23 protein-coding genes and 1 riboswitch are annotated in these 26013 nt (G+C 64.6%); of the genes, 9 read left to right on the top strand and 14 right to left on the bottom strand.

The features are described from left to right. The first annotated feature begins 33 nt into the window (after nt 1-33). The gene (locus AC51GR_RS21325; RefSeq protein ID WP_496326652.1) at nt 34-825 is read left to right on the top strand and encodes an SDR family NAD(P)-dependent oxidoreductase; all 792 of its coding nucleotides are present in this window, start codon (nt 34-36) and stop codon (nt 823-825) included. A 354-nt stretch (nt 826-1179) separates the two neighbouring features. Here the strand turns inward: AC51GR_RS21325 and bphC are convergent, their stop codons facing one another. The 4 genes from bphC to AC51GR_RS21305 form a co-directional block, all read right to left on the bottom strand. Continuing rightward, entirely contained in the window at nt 1180-2106 is a 927-nt protein-coding gene (gene bphC, locus AC51GR_RS21320; RefSeq protein ID WP_496326651.1) for a biphenyl-2,3-diol 1,2-dioxygenase, read from the bottom strand. Nucleotides 2107-2131: 25 nt separating this feature from the next. Further along, nucleotides 2132-3310, bottom strand: a complete 1179-nt coding sequence (locus tag AC51GR_RS21315; RefSeq protein WP_496326650.1) for an acyl-CoA dehydrogenase family protein — start codon at nt 3308-3310, stop codon at nt 2132-2134. A gap of 90 nt (nt 3311-3400) precedes the next feature. Further along, complete coding sequence (locus AC51GR_RS21310; protein ID WP_496326649.1) at nt 3401-5116, bottom strand: FAD-binding protein; 1716 nt, start codon at nt 5114-5116, stop codon at nt 3401-3403. Next, nucleotides 5113-5988, bottom strand: coding sequence for an alpha/beta fold hydrolase (locus AC51GR_RS21305; RefSeq protein ID WP_496326648.1), 876 nt, complete (start codon nt 5986-5988; stop codon nt 5113-5115). The genes AC51GR_RS21310 and AC51GR_RS21305 overlap by 4 nt, the downstream gene beginning before the upstream one ends. 201 nt (nt 5989-6189) lie before the next feature. Between AC51GR_RS21305 and AC51GR_RS21300 the strand changes: the two genes are divergently transcribed. Beyond that, nucleotides 6190-6693 (top strand): flavin reductase family protein, encoded by a 504-nt coding sequence (locus AC51GR_RS21300; protein WP_496326647.1) that lies wholly within the window; start codon nt 6190-6192, stop codon nt 6691-6693. A 28-nt stretch (nt 6694-6721) separates the two neighbouring features. Here the strand turns inward: AC51GR_RS21300 and AC51GR_RS21295 are convergent, their stop codons facing one another. Further along, on the bottom strand, nt 6722-7612 hold the full coding sequence (locus AC51GR_RS21295; protein WP_496326646.1) for an IclR family transcriptional regulator: 891 nt from the start codon (nt 7610-7612) through the stop codon (nt 6722-6724). A gap of 222 nt (nt 7613-7834) precedes the next feature. After that, a complete protein-coding gene (locus AC51GR_RS21290) occupies nt 7835-9304 on the bottom strand; it encodes an MFS transporter (RefSeq protein WP_496326645.1) in 1470 nt (489 codons plus the stop codon). A 356-nt stretch (nt 9305-9660) separates the two neighbouring features. Here AC51GR_RS21290 and AC51GR_RS21285 point away from each other — a divergent pair, with 356 nt between their 5' ends. The 3 genes from AC51GR_RS21285 to AC51GR_RS21275 all read left to right on the top strand — a co-directional run bounded on the left by AC51GR_RS21285 (nt 9661) and on the right by AC51GR_RS21275 (nt 12384). Further along, entirely contained in the window at nt 9661-10593 is a 933-nt protein-coding gene (locus tag AC51GR_RS21285; RefSeq protein WP_496326644.1) for a 3-oxoacyl-ACP reductase, read from the top strand. 116 nt (nt 10594-10709) lie between these two features. After that, complete coding sequence (locus AC51GR_RS21280; RefSeq protein ID WP_496326643.1) at nt 10710-11237, top strand: nuclear transport factor 2 family protein; 528 nt, start codon at nt 10710-10712, stop codon at nt 11235-11237. 4 nt (nt 11238-11241) lie between these two features. Beyond that, nucleotides 11242-12384, top strand: a complete 1143-nt coding sequence (locus tag AC51GR_RS21275) for an oxidoreductase (protein WP_496326642.1) — start codon at nt 11242-11244, stop codon at nt 12382-12384. A 55-nt stretch (nt 12385-12439) separates the two neighbouring features. Here AC51GR_RS21275 and AC51GR_RS21270 read toward each other — a convergent pair whose 3' ends face one another. Together AC51GR_RS21270 and scpC are read right to left on the bottom strand one after the other, a co-directional pair. After that, nucleotides 12440-13915: an FAD-dependent oxidoreductase gene (locus tag AC51GR_RS21270; protein WP_496326641.1), complete on the bottom strand. Its 1476-nt coding sequence runs from the start codon at nt 13913-13915 to the stop codon at nt 12440-12442. 190 nt (nt 13916-14105) lie between these two features. Then, entirely contained in the window at nt 14106-15647 is a 1542-nt protein-coding gene (scpC, locus tag AC51GR_RS21265) for a succinyl-CoA:acetate CoA-transferase ScpC (protein WP_496326640.1), read from the bottom strand. 329 nt (nt 15648-15976) lie between these two features. Here scpC and AC51GR_RS21260 point away from each other — a divergent pair, with 329 nt between their 5' ends. Further along, entirely contained in the window at nt 15977-16534 is a 558-nt protein-coding gene (locus tag AC51GR_RS21260) for a CsbD family protein (protein WP_496326639.1), read from the top strand. 38 nt (nt 16535-16572) lie between these two features. Continuing rightward, a complete protein-coding gene (locus tag AC51GR_RS21255; RefSeq protein WP_496326638.1) occupies nt 16573-17253 on the top strand; it encodes an IF2 family translation initiation factor in 681 nt (226 codons plus the stop codon). 114 nt (nt 17254-17367) lie between these two features. Here the strand turns inward: AC51GR_RS21255 and AC51GR_RS21250 are convergent, their stop codons facing one another. The 5 genes from AC51GR_RS21250 to AC51GR_RS21230 form a co-directional block, all read right to left on the bottom strand. Next, on the bottom strand, nt 17368-17631 hold the full coding sequence (locus tag AC51GR_RS21250; RefSeq protein WP_496326637.1) for an Atu4866 domain-containing protein: 264 nt from the start codon (nt 17629-17631) through the stop codon (nt 17368-17370). Between the two features lie 148 nt (nt 17632-17779). Continuing rightward, nucleotides 17780-18565, bottom strand: a complete 786-nt coding sequence (locus AC51GR_RS21245) for an ABC transporter ATP-binding protein (protein ID WP_496326636.1) — start codon at nt 18563-18565, stop codon at nt 17780-17782. Then, nucleotides 18562-19557 (bottom strand): FecCD family ABC transporter permease, encoded by a 996-nt coding sequence (locus tag AC51GR_RS21240; protein WP_496326760.1) that lies wholly within the window; start codon nt 19555-19557, stop codon nt 18562-18564. The genes AC51GR_RS21245 and AC51GR_RS21240 overlap by 4 nt, the downstream gene beginning before the upstream one ends. A gap of 62 nt (nt 19558-19619) precedes the next feature. Next, the gene (locus tag AC51GR_RS21235) at nt 19620-20666 is read right to left on the bottom strand and encodes an ABC transporter substrate-binding protein (protein ID WP_496326635.1); all 1047 of its coding nucleotides are present in this window, start codon (nt 20664-20666) and stop codon (nt 19620-19622) included. An 8-nt stretch (nt 20667-20674) separates the two neighbouring features. Further along, nucleotides 20675-20824, bottom strand: a riboswitch (adenosylcobalamin (AdoCbl) riboswitch). Nucleotides 20825-20884: 60 nt separating this feature from the next. Next, entirely contained in the window at nt 20885-21757 is an 873-nt protein-coding gene (locus AC51GR_RS21230; RefSeq protein ID WP_496326634.1) for a universal stress protein, read from the bottom strand. 474 nt (nt 21758-22231) lie between these two features. On the opposite strand from AC51GR_RS21230, the gene AC51GR_RS21225 reads away from it, so the two are divergent. After that, nucleotides 22232-24982, top strand: a complete 2751-nt coding sequence (locus tag AC51GR_RS21225; RefSeq protein ID WP_496326633.1) for a cation-translocating P-type ATPase — start codon at nt 22232-22234, stop codon at nt 24980-24982. 116 nt (nt 24983-25098) lie between these two features. Further along, nucleotides 25099-25410 carry a hypothetical protein gene (locus AC51GR_RS21220; RefSeq protein ID WP_496326632.1) on the top strand — a complete coding sequence of 104 codons (312 nt, stop codon included), beginning with the start codon at nt 25099-25101 and terminating at the stop codon, nt 25408-25410. A gap of 20 nt (nt 25411-25430) precedes the next feature. On the opposite strand, the gene AC51GR_RS21215 is transcribed toward AC51GR_RS21220, so the two are convergent. Further along, nucleotides 25431-25994, bottom strand: coding sequence for a dihydrofolate reductase family protein (locus AC51GR_RS21215; RefSeq protein WP_496326631.1), 564 nt, complete (start codon nt 25992-25994; stop codon nt 25431-25433). Nucleotides 25995-26013 lie beyond the last annotated feature (19 nt).

The following is a 26013-nucleotide window of genomic DNA, read 5'->3' as shown; positions in this document are numbered from 1 at the left end:
TCGCCCGGTAACGCAGATTTGAAGGAGCATGTCTTGATCGACAAGAGTTACTACGGTCCGTGGGCGGTGATCGCCGGCGGTTCCGAAGGTGTCGGCGCATCGTTCGCCGACGAACTGAGCGCGGTGGGGATCAACCTCGTGCTGATCGCCCGCAAGCCCGGCCCGCTCGAGGAAACCGCACAGAAGGCGCGGGCCAACGGCGTCGAGGTCCGCACCCTGGCCCTCGATCTGCTGGCTCCCGACGCCTTCGACCAGATCCGTCAGGCCACCGACGATGTCGAGGTCGGACTGTTGATCTTCAACGCCGGAGCAAACAGCTACGGCCACGAGTTCGTCACCGGCGAACTGGCCGGATTCCAGGGCGTGATCGACCTGAACATCACCTCACAACTGACCCTCTCGCATCACTTCGGTGCCAAGATGAAAGACCGTGGACGCGGCGGCATCATGCTGCTGGGTTCGTTGTCGGGTTACATGGGTGCCGAACATCAGAGCATCTATGCGGCGTCAAAGGCCTTCGGCCGCATCTTCGCCGAGAGCTTGTGGCTCGAACTCGAACCGTTCGGTGTGCACGTGGTCGAACTCGTACTCGGTGTCACCCGCACGCCCGCGATGGTTCGGGCCGGATTGAACTTCGACATCCCCGGTATGAACGTCTCCGAGCCCGAAGATGTTGCGCGCGAGGGACTCGAACACCTCGCTGACGGTCCCCTATGGGTTGCCGGCGGCAACTACGAGGCTGCTCAGAAACGCAACGGCTTCCCGCGGAACAAGCTCGTCAAGGGCGCCGCCGAGAGTATGCGCAAGCTGCTCGGCCGTAGCTGAGCGGTCGGCGACAAGCCCGACCTGAAGTTCGCAGCGATGCCCGGCTCGTCTGTCAGACGAGCCGGGCACACCTGTCTCTGGAGCATGATGGATGCAGGCGGATTCTGGGAAGTCGAGAAGACCATCAACTCGGTCCGCAAGGCCTGCCCCCCCCGTCGAGCGTGCCGAAAACGCCGTTGACCGTGCCCTTATCACCGCCGACCGTGCCAAAGTTGCTCAACTATGAGCGATTTCGGCACGGTCAACGGTCATTTCGGCACCGTCAACGGGTCTGGAACGGTCGGTGATTCACCTGCGATCTCCGGCCACCTGCGTCTGTCACCTCTGCCGATCAGGCCCGCGCGGCGGCGTGAATCAGCTCTTCGCCGGTGGCGTGAACGCTGCCAGCGGTTCAGAACCGGACCAGTCGTGGCCCCAGTAGCTGTCCGCGGTGATTTCCTCGGCCGTGTAATAGCGTTCGTCGACGAGCATGCCCTCGGTACCGAATTCGAGGTCCCAGCCGCCCGGTGCGCGCACGTAGAACGAGACCATCTTGTCGTTCGTGTGACGGCCGAGTGTCGAGGACAGGCTGAAGCCGAGTTTGTTCACCCGGTCGAGGGCCTGACCGACTGCGTCGAGGGTGTCGACCTCGACCATCAGGTGCACCATGCCGGGATCCTGGCTCGCCGGCGCCGGGCACAGTGCGAGGCTGTGGTGACGCTGGTTGACGCCGAGGAACCGCACGCGCCGCGCCGGACCGGGAGCGTCGGGCCCGCCGAGCCGGATGGCCCCACGTGGTAGGAATCCGAGGACCTCGGTGTAGAAGGCGTAGGTCTCGTCGAAGGCCGGCGTGGGGAGCACCACGTGTCCCAGACCCTCTGTACCGGTGACGAATCGGCCGCCGTGCGGAGTGACGACCGGGCTGTGATCGAGCACGGCACCGAAGAAGATCTCGGTCCGGGACCCGGCGGGGTCATCGAATGCGATGACCTGCTCGGCATCGCGGTAACGCGACTCCTCTTCCGAGAGGGTCTCGACCGCGATCCCCGACTTCTCGACCGCTTCGCGTACGCGTTGCAGCGCGAACTGGTCGCGAACCTCCCAGCCGATTGCCAGCGCCTTGTCACTGTCGCCGGGCAACACGATGATGCGGGAGCGGCGCTCGTCGAGCCGCAGGTACAACCCGTCGGGTTCGGGACCCGAACCGGTCGACATGCCCAGACCATCGACGGTGAGCCGGCGCCAACGGTCGATATCGCGGGTCTGGACCCGGAGGTATCCGAGTGCTCGGATGTCAGTCATGGAAGAACCTTTCGGTGGTGCGGCCTTAGATCATCGAACGTTGGGCGCCCTGGGGTTCGCCGCCCATCTGGGTCAGGGCCGAGGCGTGGTAGATCGAGCCCGGAACGTGGATGGCGTGCGCCAGACCGGCGTGGGCGTCGCGCCAGAAGCGCTGCATCGGGGTGCCGAGCTGCAAGGCTCCACCACCCGAGCGCGCGAAGATCTCATCGACGGCACGCACTGCCCGCCAGGCCGCACTGACCTGACTGCGGCGTCCGATGGCACGCAGTTCGAACGAGATCTCCTGGCCCTTTTCTGTCATGTCCCAGAACCGGTCGACGGTATCGAGGATCGCCGCCCGCGATGCCGCGATCTCCGCCGCCGCCTCGCCGATGGCGAAGAGTACGTAGGGATCTTCCTTGATCGCGACGCCGGACACCGTGACCCGCTCACGCTGAGCGTTGATGTGGCAGGCCAGTGCGCCTTCGGCGATACCGATCAGCGATGAGGTGATGCCGAGCGGGAAGATGCACGAGAACGGGAAGTTGTACAGCGGCTGGGTGCGCCCGAACTCCTTGGGTGCCGAGCCGTCGAAGACCTTCTTGGCCGAGAGGGTGCGGTAGGCGGGGATGTACGCGTCCTTGACGATCAGGTCCTTGCTGCCCGTGCCGCGCAATCCGACGACGTTCCAGCTCTCCTGGTCGATGTCGTAGTCCGATCGCGGCAGCAGGACGTGCAGGTGCTGCGGCGGCATCAACGGCTTGCCGTCCTGGTCACCGACGGTCGCACCGATCATGACCCACCCGCAGTGATCGGTACCCGACGAGAACGACCACCGACCATTGAGGATGTAGCCACCGTCGACCGGCTTCGCCACACCCATCGGGGCGTACGGCGAGGCCATCCACATGTCGGGATCCTCGCCCCAGACCTCGTCCTGCGCCTTGCGATCGAAAAAGGCCAGTTCCCAGGGATGTACCCCGACGATGCCGCTCACCCAGCCGGTGGCGCCATCCATGGCGCCGATGCCCATTGCGGTCTCGGCGAACTCGCGCGGATGCGACTCGAAACCGCCGTACTCTTTCGGCTGCAGCATGCGGATCACACCGGCGTCACGCAGGCGCTTCGCCGCGGTATCCGACAGTTGCATCAACCTGTCGCCTTCGGCGCCCTCGGCGCGGATCTCCTCGGCGAACTGCTGAATGTTGTCCAGAACCTGGCCCATGGTCTTCTCGGCTTTCTTGTTCAGTACCCGGGCGAACGCCTGGGCAATGGTTGTGTCAGTGAGGTTTTCGTCGATACGCGGCCTCGCGTATCAGCCGGCCGCCACATCAACGGAGCTGTTGCGCTCTGCCCCGGCCACGTGCTGGGCCGCGATGTATCCGAACACCATCGACGGACCGATGGTTGCTCCGGCGCCTGCGTACTCATTGCCCATCACCGAGGCGGACGTGTTGCCGGTGGCGTACAGGCCGTCGATGACGCTGCCGTCTTCCCGAAGCACCCGACTATGGGCGTCGCAGACCAGTCCGCCCTTGGTTCCCAGATCTCCGGCCTCGCAACGGATTGCGTAGAAGGGCCCCTTGACGATCTCGTCGAGGTTGGGGTTCTTCATGGTCGGGTCACCGTAGTACCGGTCGTAGGCACTGTCGCCGCGACCGAAGTCCTCGTCTTTGCCGGTACGGGCAAATCCGTTGAATCGCTCGATGGTCTTGATCAGTTCTCCGGCCGGGATCCCCACTGCCTGGGCGAGTTCGGTCAGCGTGTCTGCCTTGTGGATGACGCCGGAATCGTAAAACCCCTGCGGGAACGGCATGTTCGGAAGCACCTGGGCAAACGGGTACCGATTCTTGGCCTTGGTGTCCATGATGAACCACGCCGGCACATGGTCGCCCTCGAGCTGATCGTGGACGAAGTTGACGTACGGTCCCGATTCGTTGGTGAACCGGCGACCGGTGCCGTCCACGATGACCGAGGCCGGAATGCAGCGCTCGGACACCAGCGGGATCACCGCACCCATGGGGTGGAACACCGACGGCATCCACCAGGCGTCATCCATCAGGTCGACAGCGGCACCGAGGCGCTGGCCGGCGATGATGCCGTCGCCCACATTCTCCTTTGCGCCCGCGCTGATGTCGGGTGCACCGTTGGCCGGCAGGTATTTCGCACGCATCTCTTTGTTGTGGTCGAACCCTCCGGTCGCCAGCAGCACACCCTTGCGGGCACCGATGCGGACGGTCTGGCCATCACGGTCGGCGACCACACCGATGACGGTGCCATGGTCGTCGGTGATCAGCTCGATCATGGACGTCTTGAGCCACAACGGAACACCGGCGTCCTTGAGTACCATGCGCAATCGGGCGACCAGCGCGCGGCCACCGGTTGCCATGTGTCGACGCCGGATGACGTTGGACGCCACGCGCCACGCGGCGACAAGCGAGGCCTTACGCCCTGCCCAGGTCCGCTTGACCATGGCCAGATCGTGGTAGTCCTTCGAGGTCACCCACAGACCCATCGGGCCCTTCATGCTGTTGGGACGCTGGAACTTCTCGTCCTCCTTCAGCGCCCGGGTGTCGAACGGCTTGCACTCGATGGTGCGCCCCAGCGCACTTCCGCCTTCGAACTCGGGATGGTAATCGGAGTAGCCCTTGACCCAGTACATTTTCATGTGCGGGCTGGCCTCGAGCAGGTCCATCAGCTCCGGGCCGTTGTCGACGTAGGCGTCGAGCCGGTCCGCGGGCACCTTGCCCTCGGTGATGACATCGAGGTAGCGGCGGATCGAACTACGGCTGTCCACTGCACCTTTGGCGCGCAAGGTCGGAGCATTGGGGATCCAGATCCCACCACCGGAGATCGCGGTCGACCCGCCGTACTTGCGGCCCTTGTCGATGATCAGGGTGTCGAGGCCACGGTGGGCTGCAGTGATACCCGCAGCCATGCCTCCGCCTCCGCTGCCGACGATGAGGAAGTCGACCAGATGGTCGAAGTCCTCGTGTGCGTTGAGGTTGTCCGTCATCTGGTTGTCCGTCATCGTGATGTCCTGTCTGTACGGGTGAGAAACGCCAGCACGGCGCTGAGCCAGGCCTCGCGGGCCTCGATCATCGTCCAGTGCCCACACTTGGGGAAAACGTGGAGTTCGGCGTTGGGGATGTCTCGCATCGGCAACATGGCCATGTCGACGGGGCTGACCCGGTCGTCGCGACCCCAGGTGAGCAGCGTCGGCGCGGTGATCTTGGCCAACCGGGCCCAGTACGGCGTGACGTCCGAGGCGGCGGCAGCGGCCATGCTGGCACCGAATGCCTTGCTGCTGTACATCCGTCGAGCGATTTCGAGTGTGGTCGGTTCGGTCGCCAGGGCCCACCGTTCCTCGATCAGTTCCGGGGTGACCAGTGCCGGGTCATGGACCATCGAGAGCAGCCAGCGGACCAGACCATCGCGGGTCGGGTTGTCGGTGAATTCCATCAACAGCTTGATGCCTTCACTCGGACCCGACGAGAAGACGTTCTTGCCCATGCCGCCGATCGTGACCAGTTTTGCGACGCGCTGCGGTTCATCGAGCGCGACCTTGGTCGCGATGATGCCGCCCATGGAATTGCCGATCATGTCGACCGCACCGAGCCCCAGGCCATCGAGGAACTGCCCGACTGCTGATTGCGCCATCATCATCGGGTGGCCCTCACCTGGGTCACTCACGCCGAACCCCGGGAATTCCAGGACCAGGCAACGGAAGTGCTCGGCCAGATCGGCGAGCACACCGCGATAGTTGCGCCAGCCGGTGACGCCCGGGCCGGATCCGTGCAGCAGCAGCAATGGAGGGCCGACGCCGGCCTCGTGATACCGCAGGACCCCGAGACTCGTCTCGAGCTCCCTGCGGGTGCCCTCGTAACTCACGTCTGTGGTCATGAAGGAGACGTTGCCAGGACGTAACGCCGCTCACAGAAATCGTCCCGTTCAGCGAGATCGGGCATCGGCGGTGAACTGACCATCTTGCCTTCTTCCACTCAGCGAGACGACGCTACGGAGTGCCCCGAGGCCGGTCATACGCTCGCAGACATCAGCTGGAGTCGAATCACCGACCACACAACGGAATCCGAGGTGGATCAGATGTCGATCGAAACGATGTCACAGGCCGAGATGCGCAGCGCGCTGGGCCAGTTCGCAAGTGGCGTGACCGTCGTGACGGGCATGGACGACGAGGGGCCGATCGGGTTCGCGTGTCAGTCGTTCGCGTCGGTGTCACTCGAACCCCCGCTGATCCTGTTCTGCGCCGACCACCGCGGCCGGTCCTGGCCCCGGATCCGCAACACCGGCCGGTTCAGCATCAACGTGTTGCACGAGGAGCAGACCGATCTCTGCGCGCGGTTCGGAGGTCGCGCCGGCCGCAAGTACGACGAGCTCGAGTGGGAACTGTCGAAGTGGGGAACCCCCTCGCTACCCGGCGTGCTGATGCGGGTGCACGCCGAGGTTCATGACGTCCACACCGCCGGAGATCACGACGTGGTCATCGGCCGCGTCCTCGAATTCGAGTCGGTGACCGAGGAGCGTCCCATGATCTTCTTCCGCGGCAAGTTCGGCATCGAGACGCCCTCGACGTTGCTCCGCGCCTGAGCCGACAGCGCCGGAACCGGTTACCGCGCTAGAGCCATTGTTCCGACTCGACGGTCAGCAATCGATCAAGAGCTTCCGACGACCACGTCTTCTCCGGCGCGGGCACGGCTTTGCGGGTGCGCCGCGGGGAGTCTGCTTCTGGGTACAGCACCTTGGACACTTCCCGGGCCGCGTGGACGACCAGCGGCGCAACCCTTTTGAGCTGTGATGTACGCGCGTCGCCGCTGAGGGAGATCGCGGCGACCGGGCCGTCATAGCTGCGGATTGCGACACCGACACACGCCACGTCACGCACCGCCTCGCCTCGTTCGAACGCCAGACCGCTGCCCTGCCGGATGCGGTTGAGTTCTTGGTGCAATGTCGGCAGATCCGTGATGGTCCGTTCGGTGCAGCGCCTCAGCAGATGCGGATACAGCGCATCGATTCTCTCCGGGTCCATCCAGGCAAGCATCGCTTTACCGCCGGCGGTGGAATACGCCGGGGCCCGGCCGCCGACCCGAGAGGGCAGCGTGGAGGCGAACCGCCCACCGACCTTGTCCAGGTAGACGCTCTCGTTGCCGTCGAGCACGGACAGGTGCACCACCATCCCGGTCTGCATGTGCAGGTCGTGCAGAAGCGGAGCTGCCGCTTCCCGAAGTTGGGCGTGCCCCCCGTCGCCGCCCCCGAGTCCGATGGCGCGACGTCCCAGGCTGTAACCGAACGAGGCATGTTCCACCCAGTTCAGGCGGACCAGCTGATCCAGGATGCGATGCACCGTGGAGCGCGGCAACTGCGTACGGCAGGCGACCTCCTCGAGCGTCAGTCGCGTCGTCGGGCCGTCGAACGCGTCCAGGATGAGTGTCATGCGCTCGACCATCGACGGCGGCAAATCGCGCCGTGGGGTCTTGGTCGGGACGGTAGTAGCCGTGTCAACTGTCATCGGGCCTCCAAACGAACCTGGCCAGCTGTAGGCCATGGCGACAAAACTGAAATGAATTCTCATTATCGTAGCAGCAGTCCCGGTGACCGGGAAGCAATTGCCGCCGGGGGGTAGCTCGCGATCCTCGGCATGCACCTTCCGGTCACTGCAGAAAAATTGCCCGAAGCACACGACAGACCCGCTCCTCTCAGGAGCGGGTCAGTCGTGCACGGATACCGAGGGTCAGGCGAAGGCGTCAGCGGCCTTCACCGGGGGTTGCAACTTCGCAGCTGCGCCGCGAAGGAGCAACACACCCATGAGACCGGCGAGGGCTCCGGCCACCGCCAGGGCCGAGAAGGCATAAACGAAACCCTTTTCCGGGTACAGCCCATACGAACCCAGCATGATCAGGCCCGGGATCGCCAGGATGCTGAGCATCACCTGACTGCCTACTGCACTGCCCATCGACCCGGAAAGATTGAGCATGCCGCCGCCGATCCCCTGATCCTCGGCAGGCACCGTGCGCATTATCAGGTTCGGCAACGACGCCGACGCAGATCCCAGGCCCAGCCCCATCACGAACTGGCCGACCAGCAACTGTGGTGTCGTATCGTGCATCACCGCAATGAGAATCGACCCCACAGCGAGAAAGAACCCACCGAACGCGAGCATCGGTGCCGGCCCGAAACGCTTACTGAGGTGCCCACTGACCGGGCCGGCGATCATCGATGCGACGCCGGTCGGCACGGTGTAGAACGCCACCCCCAGAGCGGTTGCGCCGAACCCGTAACCGAGCCCCAAGTCGGCTTTGGTCATGACCATCATCGGAATCAGCATCGAGTGGCTGATCAGGACGAACTGCACAAACGCACTACCCGCCAACGCCTTTGCAACCGGCGCGTGCAACAGCAGATCCAGGTCGATCAGCGGTTCCTGCGGCTTGCGCTCGTAGTACAGCCAGGCCGCGAGAATCACCACACCGGCCCCAATGCACAGCAGGGTCTTCGGGGAGGTGTATCCCCAGGCGTTCATCTTGCCAAGTCCGAACAGCACCACGAACGCGCCGACGGCGAGGATCGCAGCGCCGACCACATCCAGCCGAGACCTGGTGCGCAGGGTCGATTCGGGCACCAGGATCGCAAAGGCGATGCCTGCCGCGGCGACATGGATCAGCTGGGCCCAGAACACGCCGGTATAGCCGAAATGGTCGATCAGATAGCCGCCGATGATCGGGCCGAGAATTGTGCTCGCGCCCATTCCGGTCGCGACGAAGCCAACAGCGACGGGAATCATGCTGCGGGGCATGATGTCCCGGATCAAACCGTAGGCGAGTACCAGGATCGCCATGCCGATGCCCTGCATGCCGCGACCGACCAGGAACAGCGCGAAGTTCGGCGCCACCGCGGCCACGAGGGCGCCGACACCGAAGATGACCGAACAAAACAGCATCACGCGCTTCTTGCCGTAGATATCGCCGATCTTGCCGACGATCGGCGTGGCTGCACCCAGGAGCAGTGTCACGATCGTGATGACCCAGCCCACCTCCGTCGTGACGAAGTGCCGGCCGATCTCCGGCAATGCCGGGGTGACGAAGTTGTAGGCGAGCGGGATGACCTCGACCAGCAGGATGATGACCGCCAGCAGCGCCAACGATTTCCGACGGGTCAGGGGCGCACGCTCGGCCTCCCCAGATGAGAGGGGCAGCAGGTTCATATGTGTTCGACTCCGAATTAGAGGGGTAGACAAGCTGCCCAAAGGTGACAGCCGTCACGTGATACCGGCCACACGCTCCCACTGACCGAGATCCGGGTCGTGCCACTCTCACGTCGGCGCATCAGTGTGACGTCTAACCCGCAGTTCAGCATCGAAGAATTCGCCCATCGGCGACCAAAGGCCCAGGTGGGCATGGGCTCACATGCCTCGCCCCGCCGAACGAGGCGGAATGCAGCTCGCACTGGCCGGATCACCCTCGTCCCGGTCAGTGAGACCGTGAAACCCCCTCGCTCCCTTGGATAAAACTAGAATGAATACTAGTTTTGAAGCGTCACGAAATTTATGAGGAGCTCAACATGGTGGAATCACTCGATCTGTCCGGCCGCACAGCCGTCGTCACCGGCGCGGGCGCCGGGCTCGGGCGTGCAGAGGCACTCGCGCTCGCCGAGGCAGGCGCCGCTGTCGTCGTCAACGACATGGGCGAAAACGCGCACGTCGTCGCCGAGGAGATCAAGGCCGCCGGTGGTCAGGCAGTGGCCCTGACCGGCGATGTCTCCGATTGGTCGCTCGGCGGGCGTCTCGTCGACACCGCAGTTTCCACCTTCGGATCGTTCGACATCCTGGTCAACAACGCCGGGATCGTGCGCGACAAGATGATCTTCAACCTGTCCGAGTCCGACTGGGACGACGTGATCCGCGTCCACCTCAAAGGCCACGCCGCCACCTCCCGCGCAGCGGCCGTCCACTGGCGCGCTGCCAGCAAGGCGGCGGGCGCACCGGTGTTCGGTCGGGTCATCAACACCTCCTCGGAGGCATTCCTCTTCGGTGCCGCCGGTCAGCCCAACTACTCCGCGGCCAAGGCCGGGATCACCGCGCTGACGCTGTCGACCGCACAAGGCCTGTCGCGCTACGGAATCCGCGCCAATGCCATCTGCCCGCGGGCCCGTACCGCGATGACCGCCCAGGCCTTCGGAGAGAACACCGGAACCGCCGACCTCGATCCGCTCGCTCCCGAACGCGTGGCAACCCTGGTTTGTTACCTCGCCTCTCCCGCGTCCGACGAGATCAACGGACAGGTGTTCGTGGTCTACGGAAAGATGGTCGCGTTGATGGAAGCACCCAAGGTGGAGAACCGTTTCGACGCTGCGGGCTCGGCGTTCTCCGTGGAAGAACTCAATGATCAGCTCACCCCGTATTTCTCGGGACGCGGTCCGTACGAGACCTACGCCGCCTACAGCGTCGCCGGTCTGGAGAAGGTCGCGTTGGCAACCGAGCCCGCCGGCGTCTGAGCCCGAGCACCGGAGTACTTGCGGCCGGCCCGCGCCATCGACCCGGTATGCGCCCCGTTGCCACTGAGCGGGACGGCGATTGACCCTCGCCCGCTGCCGGCCGCAAGCTCTGATTCATGTCGCAGGCTTCTCCCCCACCGCACTCGTTATCGGCTGCCGAAGCTGTCCTCGCCATCGAGGAGATCAAGCGGGTCTTCGCGGCCCGGCTCCGGTGCATGGACACCAAACAGTGGCACGAGTACGCGCCGCTGCACACCGACGACGTCGTGAGCGAGACGTGGGGCGGCCTGCCGGCAGACAAACAACCCCGCACCGGCGACACCGCGAACCGCATTGTCGGCAAAGAGAAGCTGGCCGAGGCGATCCGCAACCTGCTCGACGGACCGGTCAGCGTCACGACCGCTCACCACGCTCACACCCCGGAGATCGAACTGACCTCCGACACCACCGCCCGAGGTATCTGGGCGATGGAAGACATGCTGTGGTGGCAAGACGGTGACGAAGAGCTACACCTTCACGGCTACGGCCATTACCACGAGGAATACCGCAAGGTGGACGGACGGTGGCTGATCAGCTATCGAAGCCTCACCCGCCTGCGGGTCGACTCATCACCCGGATTCTTCCGCTTCATGAAAGCACTGTGACCTCATGAAAGATCATGCCTCCGCACTCTTCGAGCCGCTGAAGATCCGCTCGCTCGAGCTCGCCAATCGGATCGCGATGTCGCCGATGACCCGATCGTCCTCGCCCGCAGGCGTTCCCGGGCCCGATGTCGCCCAGTACTACGCACGTCGCGCCGAGGGCGGCACCGGGTTGATCGTGACCGAGGGTGTCGCCATCGAACATCCGTCCGCCGTGGACAACGACAACGTGCCGCACATGTACGGTGACGACGCGCTGGCCGGCTGGCGCGCGGTGGTCGAGGGCGTGCACGCGGTCGGCGGCAAGATCATTCCGCAGCTCTGGCATGTCGGGCCGCTCTGGGGTGCCATGGGCAAGGTCGACCCGGCGATCAAGCCGATGCGCCCGTCCGGGCTGTGGGGTCCCGTCGGCGTCACGTCTTACACCGACGAATATGTCACGGGTGCAATACAACCGACCGCGCCGATGACCGAAGAAGACATCGCCGACGTCATCGACGCCTATGTTCGAGCCGCACGCAATGCCGTCGCAGCCGGGTTCGACGGGATCGCCCTGCACGGCGGCCACGGCTACCTCCTCGACTCGTTCGTCTGGCACGGCACCAACACGCGTGACGACGCGTGGGGCGGAGACCTGTTGGCCCGCAGCCGCTTCCCGGTCGAGGTCGTCACCGCGATCCGGGCGGCCATCGGTGACGAGCTCCCGATTTTCTACCGTTTCTCGCAGCACAAGCAGCAGGACTACACCGCCCGTATCGCCGAAACCCCCGACGAGCTCGGTATCGTGCTCGGGGCGCTCGCCGATGCCGGTGTGGACGCGTTCGACGCCAGCAACCGGCGTTTCGACGCACCGGTTTTCGACGGCAGCGACGTGTCGCTGGCCGGATGGGCCAAGAAGCTCACCGGCGCCCATTCGATGGCGGTCGGCAGTGTCGGTCTCGGGAAGTCGCTGCGCGACAGCCGCGTCGACGGAGCGGCCCCGGTCGTCGACAACATCGGCGACGTGGAGCAGCGCATCGGTTCGGGTGAGTTCGACATCATCGCGATCGGGCGCCTGCATCTGGCAGACCCGGCGTTGGCAACGACGCTTCGCACCGGCGCACCGTTGACCGCGTTCAACCGAGCTGTCCACGAAGGCAGCCTTCTCTGAAAGCTTTACCGCCGATCCCGTGTCGTCTCCGGGATCGGCGGTAATACCCAACCGCTCAGTTCGCCGCAGCGGCGATACCCGCACGCCTGCCGAAGTAGCTGCCATCGCCGAGTGAGGCACCGCTGGCGTACCCACCGGCACACACCCCGGCGGTGGACCGACCCGCTGCGAACAGGCCCGGGATCGGGTCACCGGATACGTGCAGCACCTCGGAATCGAGGCCGGTGCGCAGGCCACCCAACGTGAATCCGCCGGTCATGCCCCGCAGATCGATGGCCGCAATCGGCGACCCGATCGGCTTGACCCATTCGGCCTTCTTGCCGAACGACGGGTCCTCACCCTCTGCCGCATGCCGGTTGTACAGTTCGACCGTTGCCTGCAGAGCCCCTGCCGGAAAGCCGATTTCGGCTTCGAGTTCTTCAACGGACTCGGCAACCCAGGTCGGCTGCCGCCGCAACTGGGGACTCGACGTCGGTCGCGTCAGTGCTTCCTCATAAGCCGCCTCGTCGATGACGAGGAACGCCTCATTCTGGTTCTCGATCAGAACTGCCTGACCGACCCGTCCCGGATAGGTGTCTTCGTTGATGAATCGCTGGCCGCGCCCGTTCACCAGGATGCCCCGGATGAACAATTGCGGGTCGCAGAAGAAGGCGACCTCGGTGGCGTCCATGTGTGCCAGGTCGGCACCGAGCGATTGCGCCATGCGGATCGCGCGGCCATCGTGTTCCTCGATCGAGGCGGCCGGGCGATTGATCAGCCGAGGCGCGAACGACTCGACCATCGTGGTGTTGTAGGCGAAGCTGCCGGTGGCGAGCACCACGCCCTTTCGGGCGCGCACCGCGACACTGCGGCCATACTGTTTGGCCTGCACACCGACCACACGTCCGGCGTCGTCGATGATCAAAGCCTCTACGCGCATGTCGTATTCGGCCCGAACCCCGAGATCGGTGGCCTTGTCGGTGAGCGGCTTCATCAACATGTAACCGCCGCCCTTCTCGGCACTGACGTGCTTGTCTTTCATCTGCGGTACATGACCGCGGGGCGCCGGTGGGATGGTCGCGTTGAACGGCGCCGCATTCTCCCCTCCGGTGTACTGCAGACCGTCATCACCCGGTGGCTCCCAACCGGGTTCACCCCAGAAGCTCTCCTTGAACGGAACACCGCATTCGTCGACGAGCCAGTGATAGTGGTCGACACTGCCCTCGCAGTAGAGGTCGATCTTTGCCTCATCGACACCAGGTCCCAACGCGGCTTTCATGAAGGCCTTCATGTTGTCGACGGTGTCGTCGAATCCGCAGGCCTTCTGCAACGGGGTGCCGCCACCCATGTAGATGAACCCGCCGGACATCGCCGCGGCACCGCCCCATCCCCCGGTCCGTTCGAGCACCAGGACCTCGGCACCGGCCTGCGCCGCGCCCACCGCCGCTGCCGCCCCGGCCACGCCGAAACCGGCGATGACCACGTCGGCCTCAAAGCCCCACTCGGTGATCTCGCCCGCCGGGATGGGCTTGATGGATGAACTGTCGGCCATATGCTATCTCCTCACGAAAAACGCTGTAACACCTATGTGTTACGCACTTTCCGAGCCGCCGACAGCCGAGATCCCGGCCAACGGGAACCCCGCCCGCTCCCAAACGCGCCATCTTTACGAAGACGCGCCACCTACAACCGGCGCGTCTTCGTAAAGGTGGATCGTTTGAAGTTGACGGGGGCGGGAGGACTCAGGACAGCCGCATCGAGCCCGTCTCGAGATACCGCTGCTGGAATGCGAAGGCCTCTCCCAGGAGGTGCGGTGTCTGTCCCGCACCGGGCACCGCTTCGGCCCGGTTCAGGTAGTCGTGCAGCAGCGGACGGAAGTCCGGGTGCGCGCAGTTGTCGATGATCACGCGGGCCCGGCGCCGCGGCGACAAGCCGCGCAGGTCGGCCAGACCCTGCTCGGTGACGATCACCTGGGTGTCGTGTTCGGTGTGGTCGACATGCGGCACCATCGGAACGATGGCAGAGATGGCACCGCCGCGGGCGGTCGACGGGCTCAGGAACATGGAGACGTAGCCGTTGCGGGTGAAGTCTCCCGAGCCGCCGATGCCGTTCATGATCTTCGTGCCCATGACGTGCGTCGAGTTGACGTTGCCGTAGATGTCGGCTTCGAGCATGCCGTTCATCGCGATGATCCCGAGCCGGCGGATCACCTCGGGGTGGTTGCTGATCTCCTGCGACCGCAAGGTGATGCGGGTGCGGTAGAAGTCGACGTTGGCAGTCAGCTCTTCCATACCGGCTTCGCTGAGCACCAGGGCGGTCGACGACGCGTGGGCGACCGTTCCGTCCTTGATCAGGCGGAGCATGCCGTCTTGAAGGACTTCGGAGTAGCAGTTCAGACCCTTGTACGGTCCGCGGTCCAGTCCACCGAGCACGGCGTTGGCGACGTTTCCGATACCGGCCTGGAGCGGCAGGAGTGTGTCGGCGGGCAGGCGGCCCGCGCGCACCTCGTAATCGAGGAAGTCCAGGACGTGGCCGGCGATGGCCTCACTGACGGCGTCCGGCGCGGTCACCGGGCTGGCGCTGTCCCGGCAGTTGGTTTCCACGACGGCGACAACCTTGGCCGGATCGACCCGGAAGGTGGTCTGGCCGATGCGGTCCTCGACATGGGTGATCTGGAGGGGTTTGCGATTCGGCGGGAGCGCGGTGCCGTAGTAGACGTCGTGCATGCCCTCCATCGCCTCGGGCACCCAGGAGTTGACCTCGAGGATGATCCTGTCTGCGACGTCGAGCCAGGTCTTGTTGTTGCCGATCGAGGCGGCGGGGATCAGTTCACCGGACTCGGTGATGCCGGCGATTTCGACGATGGCCACGTCGACGTTGCCGTAGTAGCCCTCCCACACCTGTTGCGCGACGTGCGAAAGGTGGATGTCGACGTAGTCCATCCGGCCGTCGTTGATGCGCTGACGGGCCGTCGGCTCCGCCTGGTACGGCATCCGCAGAGCGATTCCGTCGACCTCGCAGAGAATCCGCTCGGCCTCGGACGCCACCGAGGCGCCGGTCAGGAGATTGATCGTGAAGTCCGATCCATTCTCGCGGGTGTGCTCAATGCGTTCAGCCAGGGCCGGGATGGTGGCCTTGGGCGTGCCTGCGCTGCCGAAGCCACTGATGGCGACGGTCTCACCTGGGTGAACGAACGACACGGCGTCGGCAGCGGACATCACTTTCGAAGCAAACGCAGCACTTCGAATACGACCCGAGGTCGTGGGCTCACCTGATGTGGTCACGGCAACAGGATAAGCACCACACTTCGCGAGGATCTGGCCACATTCCGTGCGAACGAACCACAGTGGCGTGGTATAAGCAACCGGCGATCCGCAATCCACAATACGCTCCACTTGCCCGTGATCGCTTCGGGGTACACGCCGATCAGACGCAGTAAATCAAGCGAATTGTGGACGCGGTGACATCCCCGACGTCTTCCCAACTGTGCCCGTGGTCACACTCCGGACAACATTCGGGTTCGAACCCGGCCGCTTGGGGAACCCACCCATCGACGGACGCCTGACCAGGGGTTCAACAGGAGCATTCGGATCGTCACATGGAGGGAGTGAGCATGACTGAGGACAACAGGGCCGACCAGGCCCGCAAAGGTCTTTTCGATTCCGTGAAGGGCAAGGCCAAGGAAGTGGCCGGCGCCGTGACCGGGAACGATTCACTGACAGCCGAGGGGCAACTGGAACAGACCCAGGCCCAAAAACGCAAGGAAGCCAACGCCCAGGAGGCCGTCGCCGCGGCGGAGGCCAAGCAGGCTCAGCGCGAGGCCGCCGAGGCCCGTGTCGAGAGTGCACAGGAACGGGCTGAGGTGGAAGCACAGGCTGCGAGCACCGAGCGCGTGGCCGACACGATGAAGCAGGCCCAGAAGGGCGCGGCTGCCCAGCAGGCGGAGCACATGCGCGAGGTCGAACAGGCACAGGCGGAGCGTGACGCCAAGGCCAAAGAACATCAAGCCCGAGCCGAAGAGCAGGCCGAGGTCGCCGAGGCGACCAATGAAGTTGTCGATGCAGTCGACGAACACAAGGAAGCGACCGACGAAGCGAAGCTGGCCAATGCCGAGGCCGAGCGGCTACGACGCCAGGCGGAAAACCTCACCGATCAAGCCGATCTTCCGTAGACCGACCGACCCCCCCACCGATATCGAGGAGAGTGCAGATGAACATCATCGAACTACCGTTGGTTGTGCTACGAACCCAGTATCGAATCGCCCGAATCCCGTTGCAGCTCTTCGAGAACAGAGTCGTCTCGCGACTGGACTCCGATGCCGCCGCCCGGCTCCTGTATGAACGTTCGCTGGGCGTTCTCGACTCGACCGTCGGGAATCTCCTGGGGGACAAATCAATCGAGATGCGCGGATCGGCGCTGACCGAACGCAGTGAGGCCCTCGGACGCGCGTCACAATTGGAAGCCGAAGCCGAACGTACGCGCCAGCAGGCCACCGCCACGCTGAAAGCCAAGGCCGACAACGCCATCGAAGACCGGAAGGTGGCGCGCGAAAACAAGCAGGCGGAGATCCAGGAGGCCGAACAGCAGGCGGCGGAAGACAAACGAGCCGCTGCGGCGAAAGCGCGAGAACGCACCACCGAAGCCCACCAGGAGGCCGACGAACTCGCCGCCAAGCGCAAACAAGAGGTCGAAGCCGCCAAGCGGGATGAGCAGGCCAAGATCAATGCGGCTGAACTGAAAGCGACCGCCGCCGCTGCCGCAAAAGCAAGGGAAGCAGCAGCCAAGCGGAACGCCGCGGAAACCGATCGCGACCAGGCCGACCACATCGAGAAACTCGCCGACGCCGAAAAGGAAAAACGTCAGGCGGACCGCGCCAACAACAAAGGCTGACGCCCGACGTTTGGAAGGATCAGGCCTTCGTCTGGAAGAGGGCTTCGGCGCCCAGTGTCCGCCGCAGTTCGCGCAATAAGTCCTCTTCCTCTGCACAAACGAGCTCGGTCGAACTCACGAAGGCTCCTTCTCACGAAAGAGCACCAGGTGCTCGTGATACAGCACGCCATCGCGGATATCCCCGGTCGCGGTGAACCCGGTGTCGTCGCGGTAGTCCAGATGTGCGCCGGTCACGGTATACGCACCGGTGTAGGCGCCGGCGGTATTTCCTCGTGCCTCTTCATAGCGTCCGTTCGGAAGCAATTCCTGTCGTATGTATCCGTCTGCCGTGACCCACATTCCGACGACGTCGAGGTTTGCGGTCGATGCGTTGCTCATGCCACTCCCATCCCTGAATCCATATGTTTCCACTCCTTCTCACCAGCTGACACGGAGTTGAGATGATTCGAGAGTATGGCGAATCCGAAGATTGAACATGGGTGCATTGCACCCATGTTCAACCCAATCCGCCTCAGCCAGAGGAGGGTCAACCCGCAACGACGCCGGCCGACTGTGGTCGATACGTGACCGTGGGATATCCGCTGGTCGGGTCGATGGTCACGTCCGCCCGGACCTGATACACCTGCTCCACCAACTCCGCGGTGATCACCTCGGTGGGGGTGCCCACAGCAACCACCCGGCCCTGGGCAAGGACCATCACCCGATCACAGAACATCGCCGCCAGATTGAGGTCGTGCAGTGCGATGTAGCTGGTGACGGGCAGTTCGGCCACCAACGCCAGGATGTCGAGCTGATGCCGGATGTCGAGATGATTGGTCGGCTCGTCCAACAACAACTCATCCGGTTCCTGCGCAAGAGCCCGCGCGATCTGCGCGCGCTGACGTTCACCGCCGGAAAGGCTGTGCCACAGCCGGTTCGACTTCGACGTCATACCGGTACGCTCGAGCGCCAGCTCGACGGCCGCATCGTCCGTGGACTCGTCGCCACCGAAAACTCCCCGGTGCGGAATGCGGCCGAGCCGGACTATGTCGAGAACAGTTATGTCGACCTCGGTGTCGGAATGCTGATCGACCATTGCCACCCGGCGGGCGACCTGACGTCGTCGCATACTTCTGATCTCGAGGTCGTCGAGCAGAACACGACCCGCATCCGGTTGCGCGATGCCGCTCAGTACCCGCAGCAGCGACGACTTTCCGGAGCCGTTCGGACCGAGCAGTCCGATGGTCTCACCCTTGACGGTCTCGACGGACACCCCGTCGAGAACGATCCGACCGCCGCGGCTCCATCCGATATCTCTGGCGCACAGGGTCATTGGCTCGACCTCATCCGGAAGAGGATCAGCGCGAACGCCGGGACACCGATCAGGGCCGTGACCACTCCGACCGGAACCTCCTGCGGCGCAAAGACCGTACGGGCCAGGGCATCGACCCACACCATGAAGATCGCGCCGGCCACCGCAGCAGTAGGAAGCAGACGGTCGTGTCGGGGTCCGACGAGGAAGCGGGCGGCGTGCGGCAGGACGAGGCCGACGAACCCGATCGCCCCGGCGGCGCTCACCAGGGTCGCGGTGACGAGTGCCGTGATGCCGAGCAACAGAATCCGGATCCAACGGACCGAGATGCCAAGGGACGCAGCAGCAGTATTGCCGAAGGTGAAGGCGTCGAGCGCGGCCGACTGCGTCAGGCACACCAGTAGGCCCACCACCGTGACCGTGCCGCAGAGCAGGACGCTCGCCCAGTCGGCCCCCGACAGCGAACCGAGTAGCCAGAACAGCACACCGCGGGTCTGTTCGGCGTCCGCCGAGGAGATCACGATGAACGACGTCAGCGCCGAGAACAGCTGTGTGCAGGCCACTCCCGCCAGTACCACCCGCGACATTCCACCGCCCGCGCCGGCGGCCAGCAACATCACCAGAGCGAATGACAGGACTGCCCCGAGAAACGCACCCACCGACAGCGACACCGCGCCGGCGCCGAGTCCGAGGACGACGATCACCACCGCGCCCGTGGACGCCCCGGACGAGATACCCAGGACAAACGGGTCAGCGAGCGGATTGCGCAGCAGCGACTGCATGATCGTTCCGCACAGCGCCAGACCGGCACCGCAGATGGCCGCGAGCAGGGTGCGCGGCAGCCGCAGCTCCCACACGATGCCGTCCTTGATCCTGCTCACCCCGGAGTCACCGAACCCGAGATGGTCCAGAACCACCCGATAGACGTCGCCCATCGACAGGCCGGCCGGACCGATGGTGATGACGATGGCAATGGACACCGCCAGCACCGCCAGGCCGACCAGCAGCAGAATCCCGAGAACGGGGGCCGAATCTGTCGGTGCCGGTCGGACCCCGCGGTGGGTGCCGGCCGCGGTCAGCGCGCCAGTCCCCACTGCTCGAGTGCGGCCGCGGTCTTCTCCACGCCGTCGATGGTGCGGATCGAGGGATTCAGGTCGGCTCCGTTGACCACGATGTATCGCTTGTCGCGGACGGCGCTGAGCCGCTGGGTAACCGGGTTCGATTCGAGGAACGCGATCTTGCTGTCGAGTGCGTCGCCATCGACACTACGCCGGCTGAGGTCGGCGAGCACGAGGGCGGTGGGATCGCGATCGAGGATGCTCTCCCAGCTGACCTGCGGCCATTCGTTGGTGGTGTCGGCGAAGATGTTCTCGGCGCCAATGGAATTGGTGATGATGCCCGACGAACCGCAGCAACCGGCCATGTACGGGGTTTTGGTGTCGGCGAACCAGTAGGCCAGCGACACACCGGCGGCGTCCACCGATCCCGTGGCCTTCTCGAAACGTTGCTGCAGTTCGGCGACAAACGCCTCACCGCGCTCGCGGACGTCGAAGATGGCCGCTAGGTCTCGGATTTCCTTGTAGACGGTCTCGATCCGCAACGGATCGGTGCGGGCGCCGTCCGCGTTGACGCTGGCGGCGGTCTTACCGTCGCAGTCCGTGGGCGAGAGGTAGGTGGGCACGCCGAGCTGTTCGAACTGGTCGCGGTCGGCAACACCACCGGGTCCGAGTGTGCCGCCGAAAGATGCTGAGACGAAGTCGGGTTCGGTGTCGAGGACCACTTCGAAGGACGGATTGTTGTCCGCCAGACGCGGCACGTGGGCGTTGTCGGCGGCGAGGTTCTCACGGACGGGATCGGTCCAGGTGGCCGTGCCGACCATTCGATCCGCGAGTCCGAGCGAGAGAAGGATCTCGCTGGAGCCCTGGTTCAGCGACACCGCGCGCTGCGGCGGCGCATCGATGGTGACGGTATGACCGCAGTTCTCGATGGTCAACGGGAAGTCGAACCCGCCCGAAATCGTCTCCGACGCTTGCTCATCCGCCGTGGACGAACATGCCGAGAGCAGCAGGATCGAGGTGATGGTGAAGGTGGTGGCAGCAATGTGCCGCCAAGACTTGCGCATGAAACGGTAACTCCTACATCAGGGCCCAGTCGCGGAGCCGAGGAACTTCTGACCGATCGATGAGTAACCGGACTTCGGCCCGTCAAGGCCGTCACCGTTGCGCGTCAGTCCCGGATTCACACCGGGTTCCCTCGCCGATCGTGGCCGCATGGGCGGCCTCGGCAACCATATACGGCGCTCACCCGTCAGTGGTCATGCGGCCTACTCCCCCGGCCGGGCTATTCAGTGGAGGCGTGTACGACCATGACCGGGCAGGGCGCGGTGTGAAGAACGGCCTGGCTGACCGAGCCGAGGAGCAGCCCGCGGAATCCGCCGCGGCCCCGGCTTCCGACCACGACGAGTTGGGCGTCGCGGGCCGTGTCGATGATGTAGGGCGCCGGCGCCTGGACCGCGATGCGGGTTTCGACAGGGACGTCGGGGTAGTCCTCGCGATGGCCGGCCAGCAACACTGCGAGTCCCTCGACGGCCTCGTCGTGGAGCCGTTGAACGGCGTCGGTGTGGCCGGGGAACACGTCGCTGGAGAATCCCGGATAGGTGTGCACCGCGATCACCGAGGTGTCCAGTTCGTCGGCTTGGATGAATGCCTGCTTCACCGCCGCCTGCGACGTCGGCGAGCCGTCGACGCCGACCACCACCGCACCCGCTGCGGGAGGTTGACCGGGGACCACGACGACCGGGCAATCGGCGTGGGCGGAAACATCGGTGCTGACCGACCCGAGAAGCAGACCGGCGACCCCACCAATGCCGCGGCTGCCGACGACCAGCATGTGCGCCCGGCCGGAGATCTCGCGCAACACCAGCGCCGGTTTGCCGTCGAACAACTGTCCGCTGACCTCGACATCGGCGTTGATCGCCTTGACCGTGCCGACCGCGGCGTCCACGATCCGGTGGGCGTCGTCGCGGACGGCGTCGATGACGTCTTGGGTCATCACGACCCCGGGGGCGTAACCGGCCGCGATGGTTCCCACTGCCGTCACCACCCGCAACATCCGACCCTCCCGTGCTGCGGCGGCAACGGCCCAGCGCAGAGCGTTCTGCGCGTGCTCGGAACCATCGACGGCCACCACGATCGGCGCGTTCAACGTAACCATTGCCTGCTCCTTTGCAGCTGAGATCGTCCAACTCGTGCGGTGACTCCACGATTGCCGATCTGCTCGCCGGTTGCAGGCGAACCGCAAACCACACATCGAAACGTGCCCGGCACCTTCTGACCCAAGGAAGCGGTCCCGACGTCACTCACCCGGACGGGTCCACGGACCGGGTGCGCCCGGTTCTCCGAATCCGCCGACAACGAGGCTGGTGCGCAGTCAGGTTTGATATCGACAACATCCGGTCCATAAGAGTGCAATCATGTTGTGGAGCCGCGACGCGAACCCGGCCCGCGATCTCTCGCCGTGGCAAGGGAATACCCGCCCGTACGTGTCCAGATGCGCTCGTGCCGATCCGACATGTGTCCGGTGGTTGCGTAACCACTCCGCCATTGAAGCGTTGCCCGGTCGTCGCCCGAAAGGTCTTGACGATGAACAACATCGGACCGTCTCCGGTTCATCTACGGGGTGGGATCCTTGGCTGATCGTGAGCGCCCGGCCGATCACATCGACCCGCAGGAGGCGATCACCGGACTCCTTCGCGACCTCGAGACCGATATCACCGGCTTATCCGAGCGGGAAGTGGCCCGGCGGGCAATCGTCTACGGTCCCAACCAACTGGTGAGAAGGCGACGTACCCACTGGTCGCGGCAGGTGATCCGGCAACTGACCCACCCACTGGCATTGCTGCTGTGGGTGGCTGCGGTTTTGGCCTGGATCAGCGACTCACAGCCACTGGCGATCGCGATCGTGGTGGTGATCATCATCAACGCCGGGTTCGCATTCATACAGGAACGTCACGCCGAGCAGGCCGTCGAGGCGCTGTCGGCGATCATTCCCGAGAACGCACGCGTGATCCGGCAGGGGCCGGAACACACCGTCGCCGTCGCTGCTCTGGTGCCGGGTGACGTGATCGCACTCTCCGAAGGCGACAAAGTCCCTGCCGACGCGCGGCTCATCGAAGGCGCAGTCCAGGTTGATCTCTCGACGCTGACCGGTGAGTCCGACTCTGTCCACGTCGAGACGCGATCCGAGCCGCAATCGGGTCCACTCCTCGAAGCGACCGACATCGTCTTCAGCGGCACCAATGTGGTCGGCGGAGAGGCGCGGGCCGTTGTCTTCGCAACCGCGATGGGGACCGAACTCGGCCGCATCGCGGCACTTTCTCAGCGCGTCACCCATGAGGAGAGCCCACTCGAAACCCAGGTGAAACGTGTCGCCTGGCTGATCGCGGCGGTCGCGGTGGTGATGGGCGCGGCGTTCATCCCGATGGGAACGTTGTTGGCCGGCCTGTCCCTGCAAGACTCGGTCAATTTCGCCATCGGCCTGCTCGTCGCGAACGTCCCGGAAGGCTTGCTGCCGACCATCACGCTGGCGCTGGCGCTCGGCGTCCGGATACTCGCCCGCAGCGGAGCTCTCGTCAAGCGGATCTCGGCAGTGGAAACCCTCGGCTCGACCACCGTGATCTGCACGGACAAAACCGGCACCCTGACACAGAACGAGATGCAGGCAACCAGGCTGTGGACTCCGCAGGGCGAGCTCACGTTGCCCACCGCCGGTGCCGATGCGGCCGTCCGGCGGGCCGCTCAGGTGATGGTCGACTGTTGCACCGCGACGATCACCACCGACGACTCGGGGGCCCTTGTCGAACGCGGGGATCCGACCGAAGTGGCCATCTTGCGCGCGGGCACCCAGCTGCTCGATGGTTCGCCGCCAGAGCACGCCGAACAAATAGAGCAATTCCATTTCGAATCCGCGCTGCGCCGAATGTCCACCGTGACCCGCTCGACACGTGGGACGAGAGTGAACGTCAAGGGTGCCCCGGAGGAAATCCTGGAGCGCTGCACCCGAATCGTGGAGAACGACGGCACCGACCGAGAACTGACGGATGCTGAGCGGCAACCAATTTCGGAGATGCTCAAGCAGTGGGCAGCGGAAGGGCTCCGACTCTTGGCAATCGCCGACCGCCAGATCGACGACACCGCTGCGGCGACTCTCGATCGAGACCAAGCAGAAAGCAACCTCACCCTCCTTGCGGTCGTCGCATTGCTCGATCCTCCGCGACCGCAAGTGAATGAGGCTGTGGCGAAGTGTCATTCGGCGGGAATTCGAATCCTGGTGGTCACCGGTGATCACGGGCTCACCGCCCGCGGCATCGCCGAAAAGGTCGGCATCGGCGCGGGCACCGGACTGCGGGTGGTCTCCGGTGCCGAACTCGAAGCCATGCCCGAGACCGAGCTCGATGAACTGTTGGCCGCACCCGGAGAGATCGTATTCGCACGCAGCTCCCCCGAGGCAAAACTTCGGATCACCGATGCACTGCGCAGTCAGGGCAACGTCGTGGCGATGACCGGAGACGGCGTCAACGACGCGCCGGCACTTCGCCGCTCCGATATCGGCGTCGCCATGGGCAAATCAGGCACCGACGTGGCCCGCGAAGCAGCCACCATGGTTCTGACCGACGATGACTTCGCCACCATCGTGACCGCGGTGGAGGCCGGGCGGCGGGTGTACGACAACGTCCGCAAGTTCATCGTCTACATCTTCGCGCATGCCACACCCGAAGTGATCCCGTTCTTGCTGTACGCACTTTCGGGCGGTCAGATACCGCTGCCATTGACAGTAATGCAGATACTCGCGATCGATCTGGGCACCGAAACCCTTCCCGCACTCGCACTCGGTCGTGAGCGCGCCGAACCCGGCGTGATGGATCGTCCGCCACGGAAGCGCAACGAGAACGTCGTCGGCCGAGAGATTCTCCTGCGTTCCTGGGGAATCCTCGGTGGCGTGTCGGCACTGATGGTCATGGGATTGTTTGTGCACACTCTGCTCGATGGTGGTTGGCAGTTCGGGGATTCCGTCTCCTCGGGGCCCCTGCACGAGACCTGGCAACTTGCGACCACCATGAGTTTCCTGGCGATCGTGGCGTGTCAGATCGGGACGGCCATGGCCTCCCGAACTCAACGGACTTCACTACGTCGGATTGGGATCGGGACGAATCCGTTGCTGTTGTGGGGCTTCGCCTTCGAGATCGTCTTCGTCGTCCTCGTGGTCACCGTGCCTGTACTGCAGCGCATATTCGGAACCGTCAGCCCGCCATGGGATCTCGTCGTATGGCTGATTCCCATGCCGATCATCGTCTGGGGCACCGACGAAATCTACCGATGGCTACGTCGTCGCAACAGTGCCCCGGGAGCTGGGTTGGCATCACGCAGTCGAACACATTGACCACGTCCCCGTCGCGACCTCGACGAGTGACCGGCCGATTCGGTTCTGCGCGTGGAGAACAGCCACGCCGTTTCTTCAGTAGCCTCGACTCACCACCTCATCAAGGGAGACATCACGTGACGATCGCTGACACCGCCACCGGGACGATCACCGGATTCATCGCGGGCGCCCTGCTCGTCAACACCGTCCCGCACACGGTCAAAGGAATATCCGGCGAAAAGTTTCCCACGCCGTTCGCAAAACCACCGGGAGTCGGACTGTCCTCCCCCACCACGAATGTCGGATGGGGCGCGATCAACTTCGCGATGGGCAGCGCGCTGCTGCTCCGGCGTCGGGGAAAGGCACGCGATCAGATTGCCGTGGCCGTCGGCGGCGTTGCAACGGCCTTCTTCCTCGCGCACTATTTCGGTGGCCTGGACCTCGACTGAGGCCCCACCGAGTGGACAGCTCAGCGGGTTCGATAGTGCGCGTAGATCAGACCGCTGTTGCCGAAAGCACGTTCGGTGACCAAATCCAGATCAAGGCGCACACCGTCGGGGAAGAACCGTTTGCCACCACCGACCACACTCGAGGTGATGAACAGGTGGTACTCATCCACCAGGCCGGCCATAATCGCCTGGGCCGCAAGGTTCGGGCCGTCGACCGTGAGGTCGCGGTCGGTCTCGGCCTTGAGCTTGCGCACCGCGTCCGGGTCGAAAGTCCGCTCGATCCTGGTCTTCTCACTCGACACCGACTCCAGCGTCGTGGAATACACGACTTTCTCCACCGCCTGCCAGTCGCGGGCGTACTGCAAGGCGTGCGGAGGAATGTCGGGCTCGGTGTGCGCGGTCTCCCAGTAGACCATCGTCTCGTACATCCGCCGGCCGTAGAGATACGTCCCGACCGGACGGAACAGATCGTTGATGAAGGTATGCACCTCTTCGTCCTCGGCGGCGCCGGTGCCCAGGTCGCCCTCCGCCGCCTCGACGTAACCGTCGAGCGAGGTGATCATCGAGTAGATGAGCTTGCCCATGACTCTCCTTCGCGTATCA

The sequence above is a fragment of the Williamsia sp. z71 genome (assembly GCF_059553375.1).
Note: the sequence above shows the minus strand (reverse complement) of the source record. Positions and strands in the feature narration are given on the sequence as shown.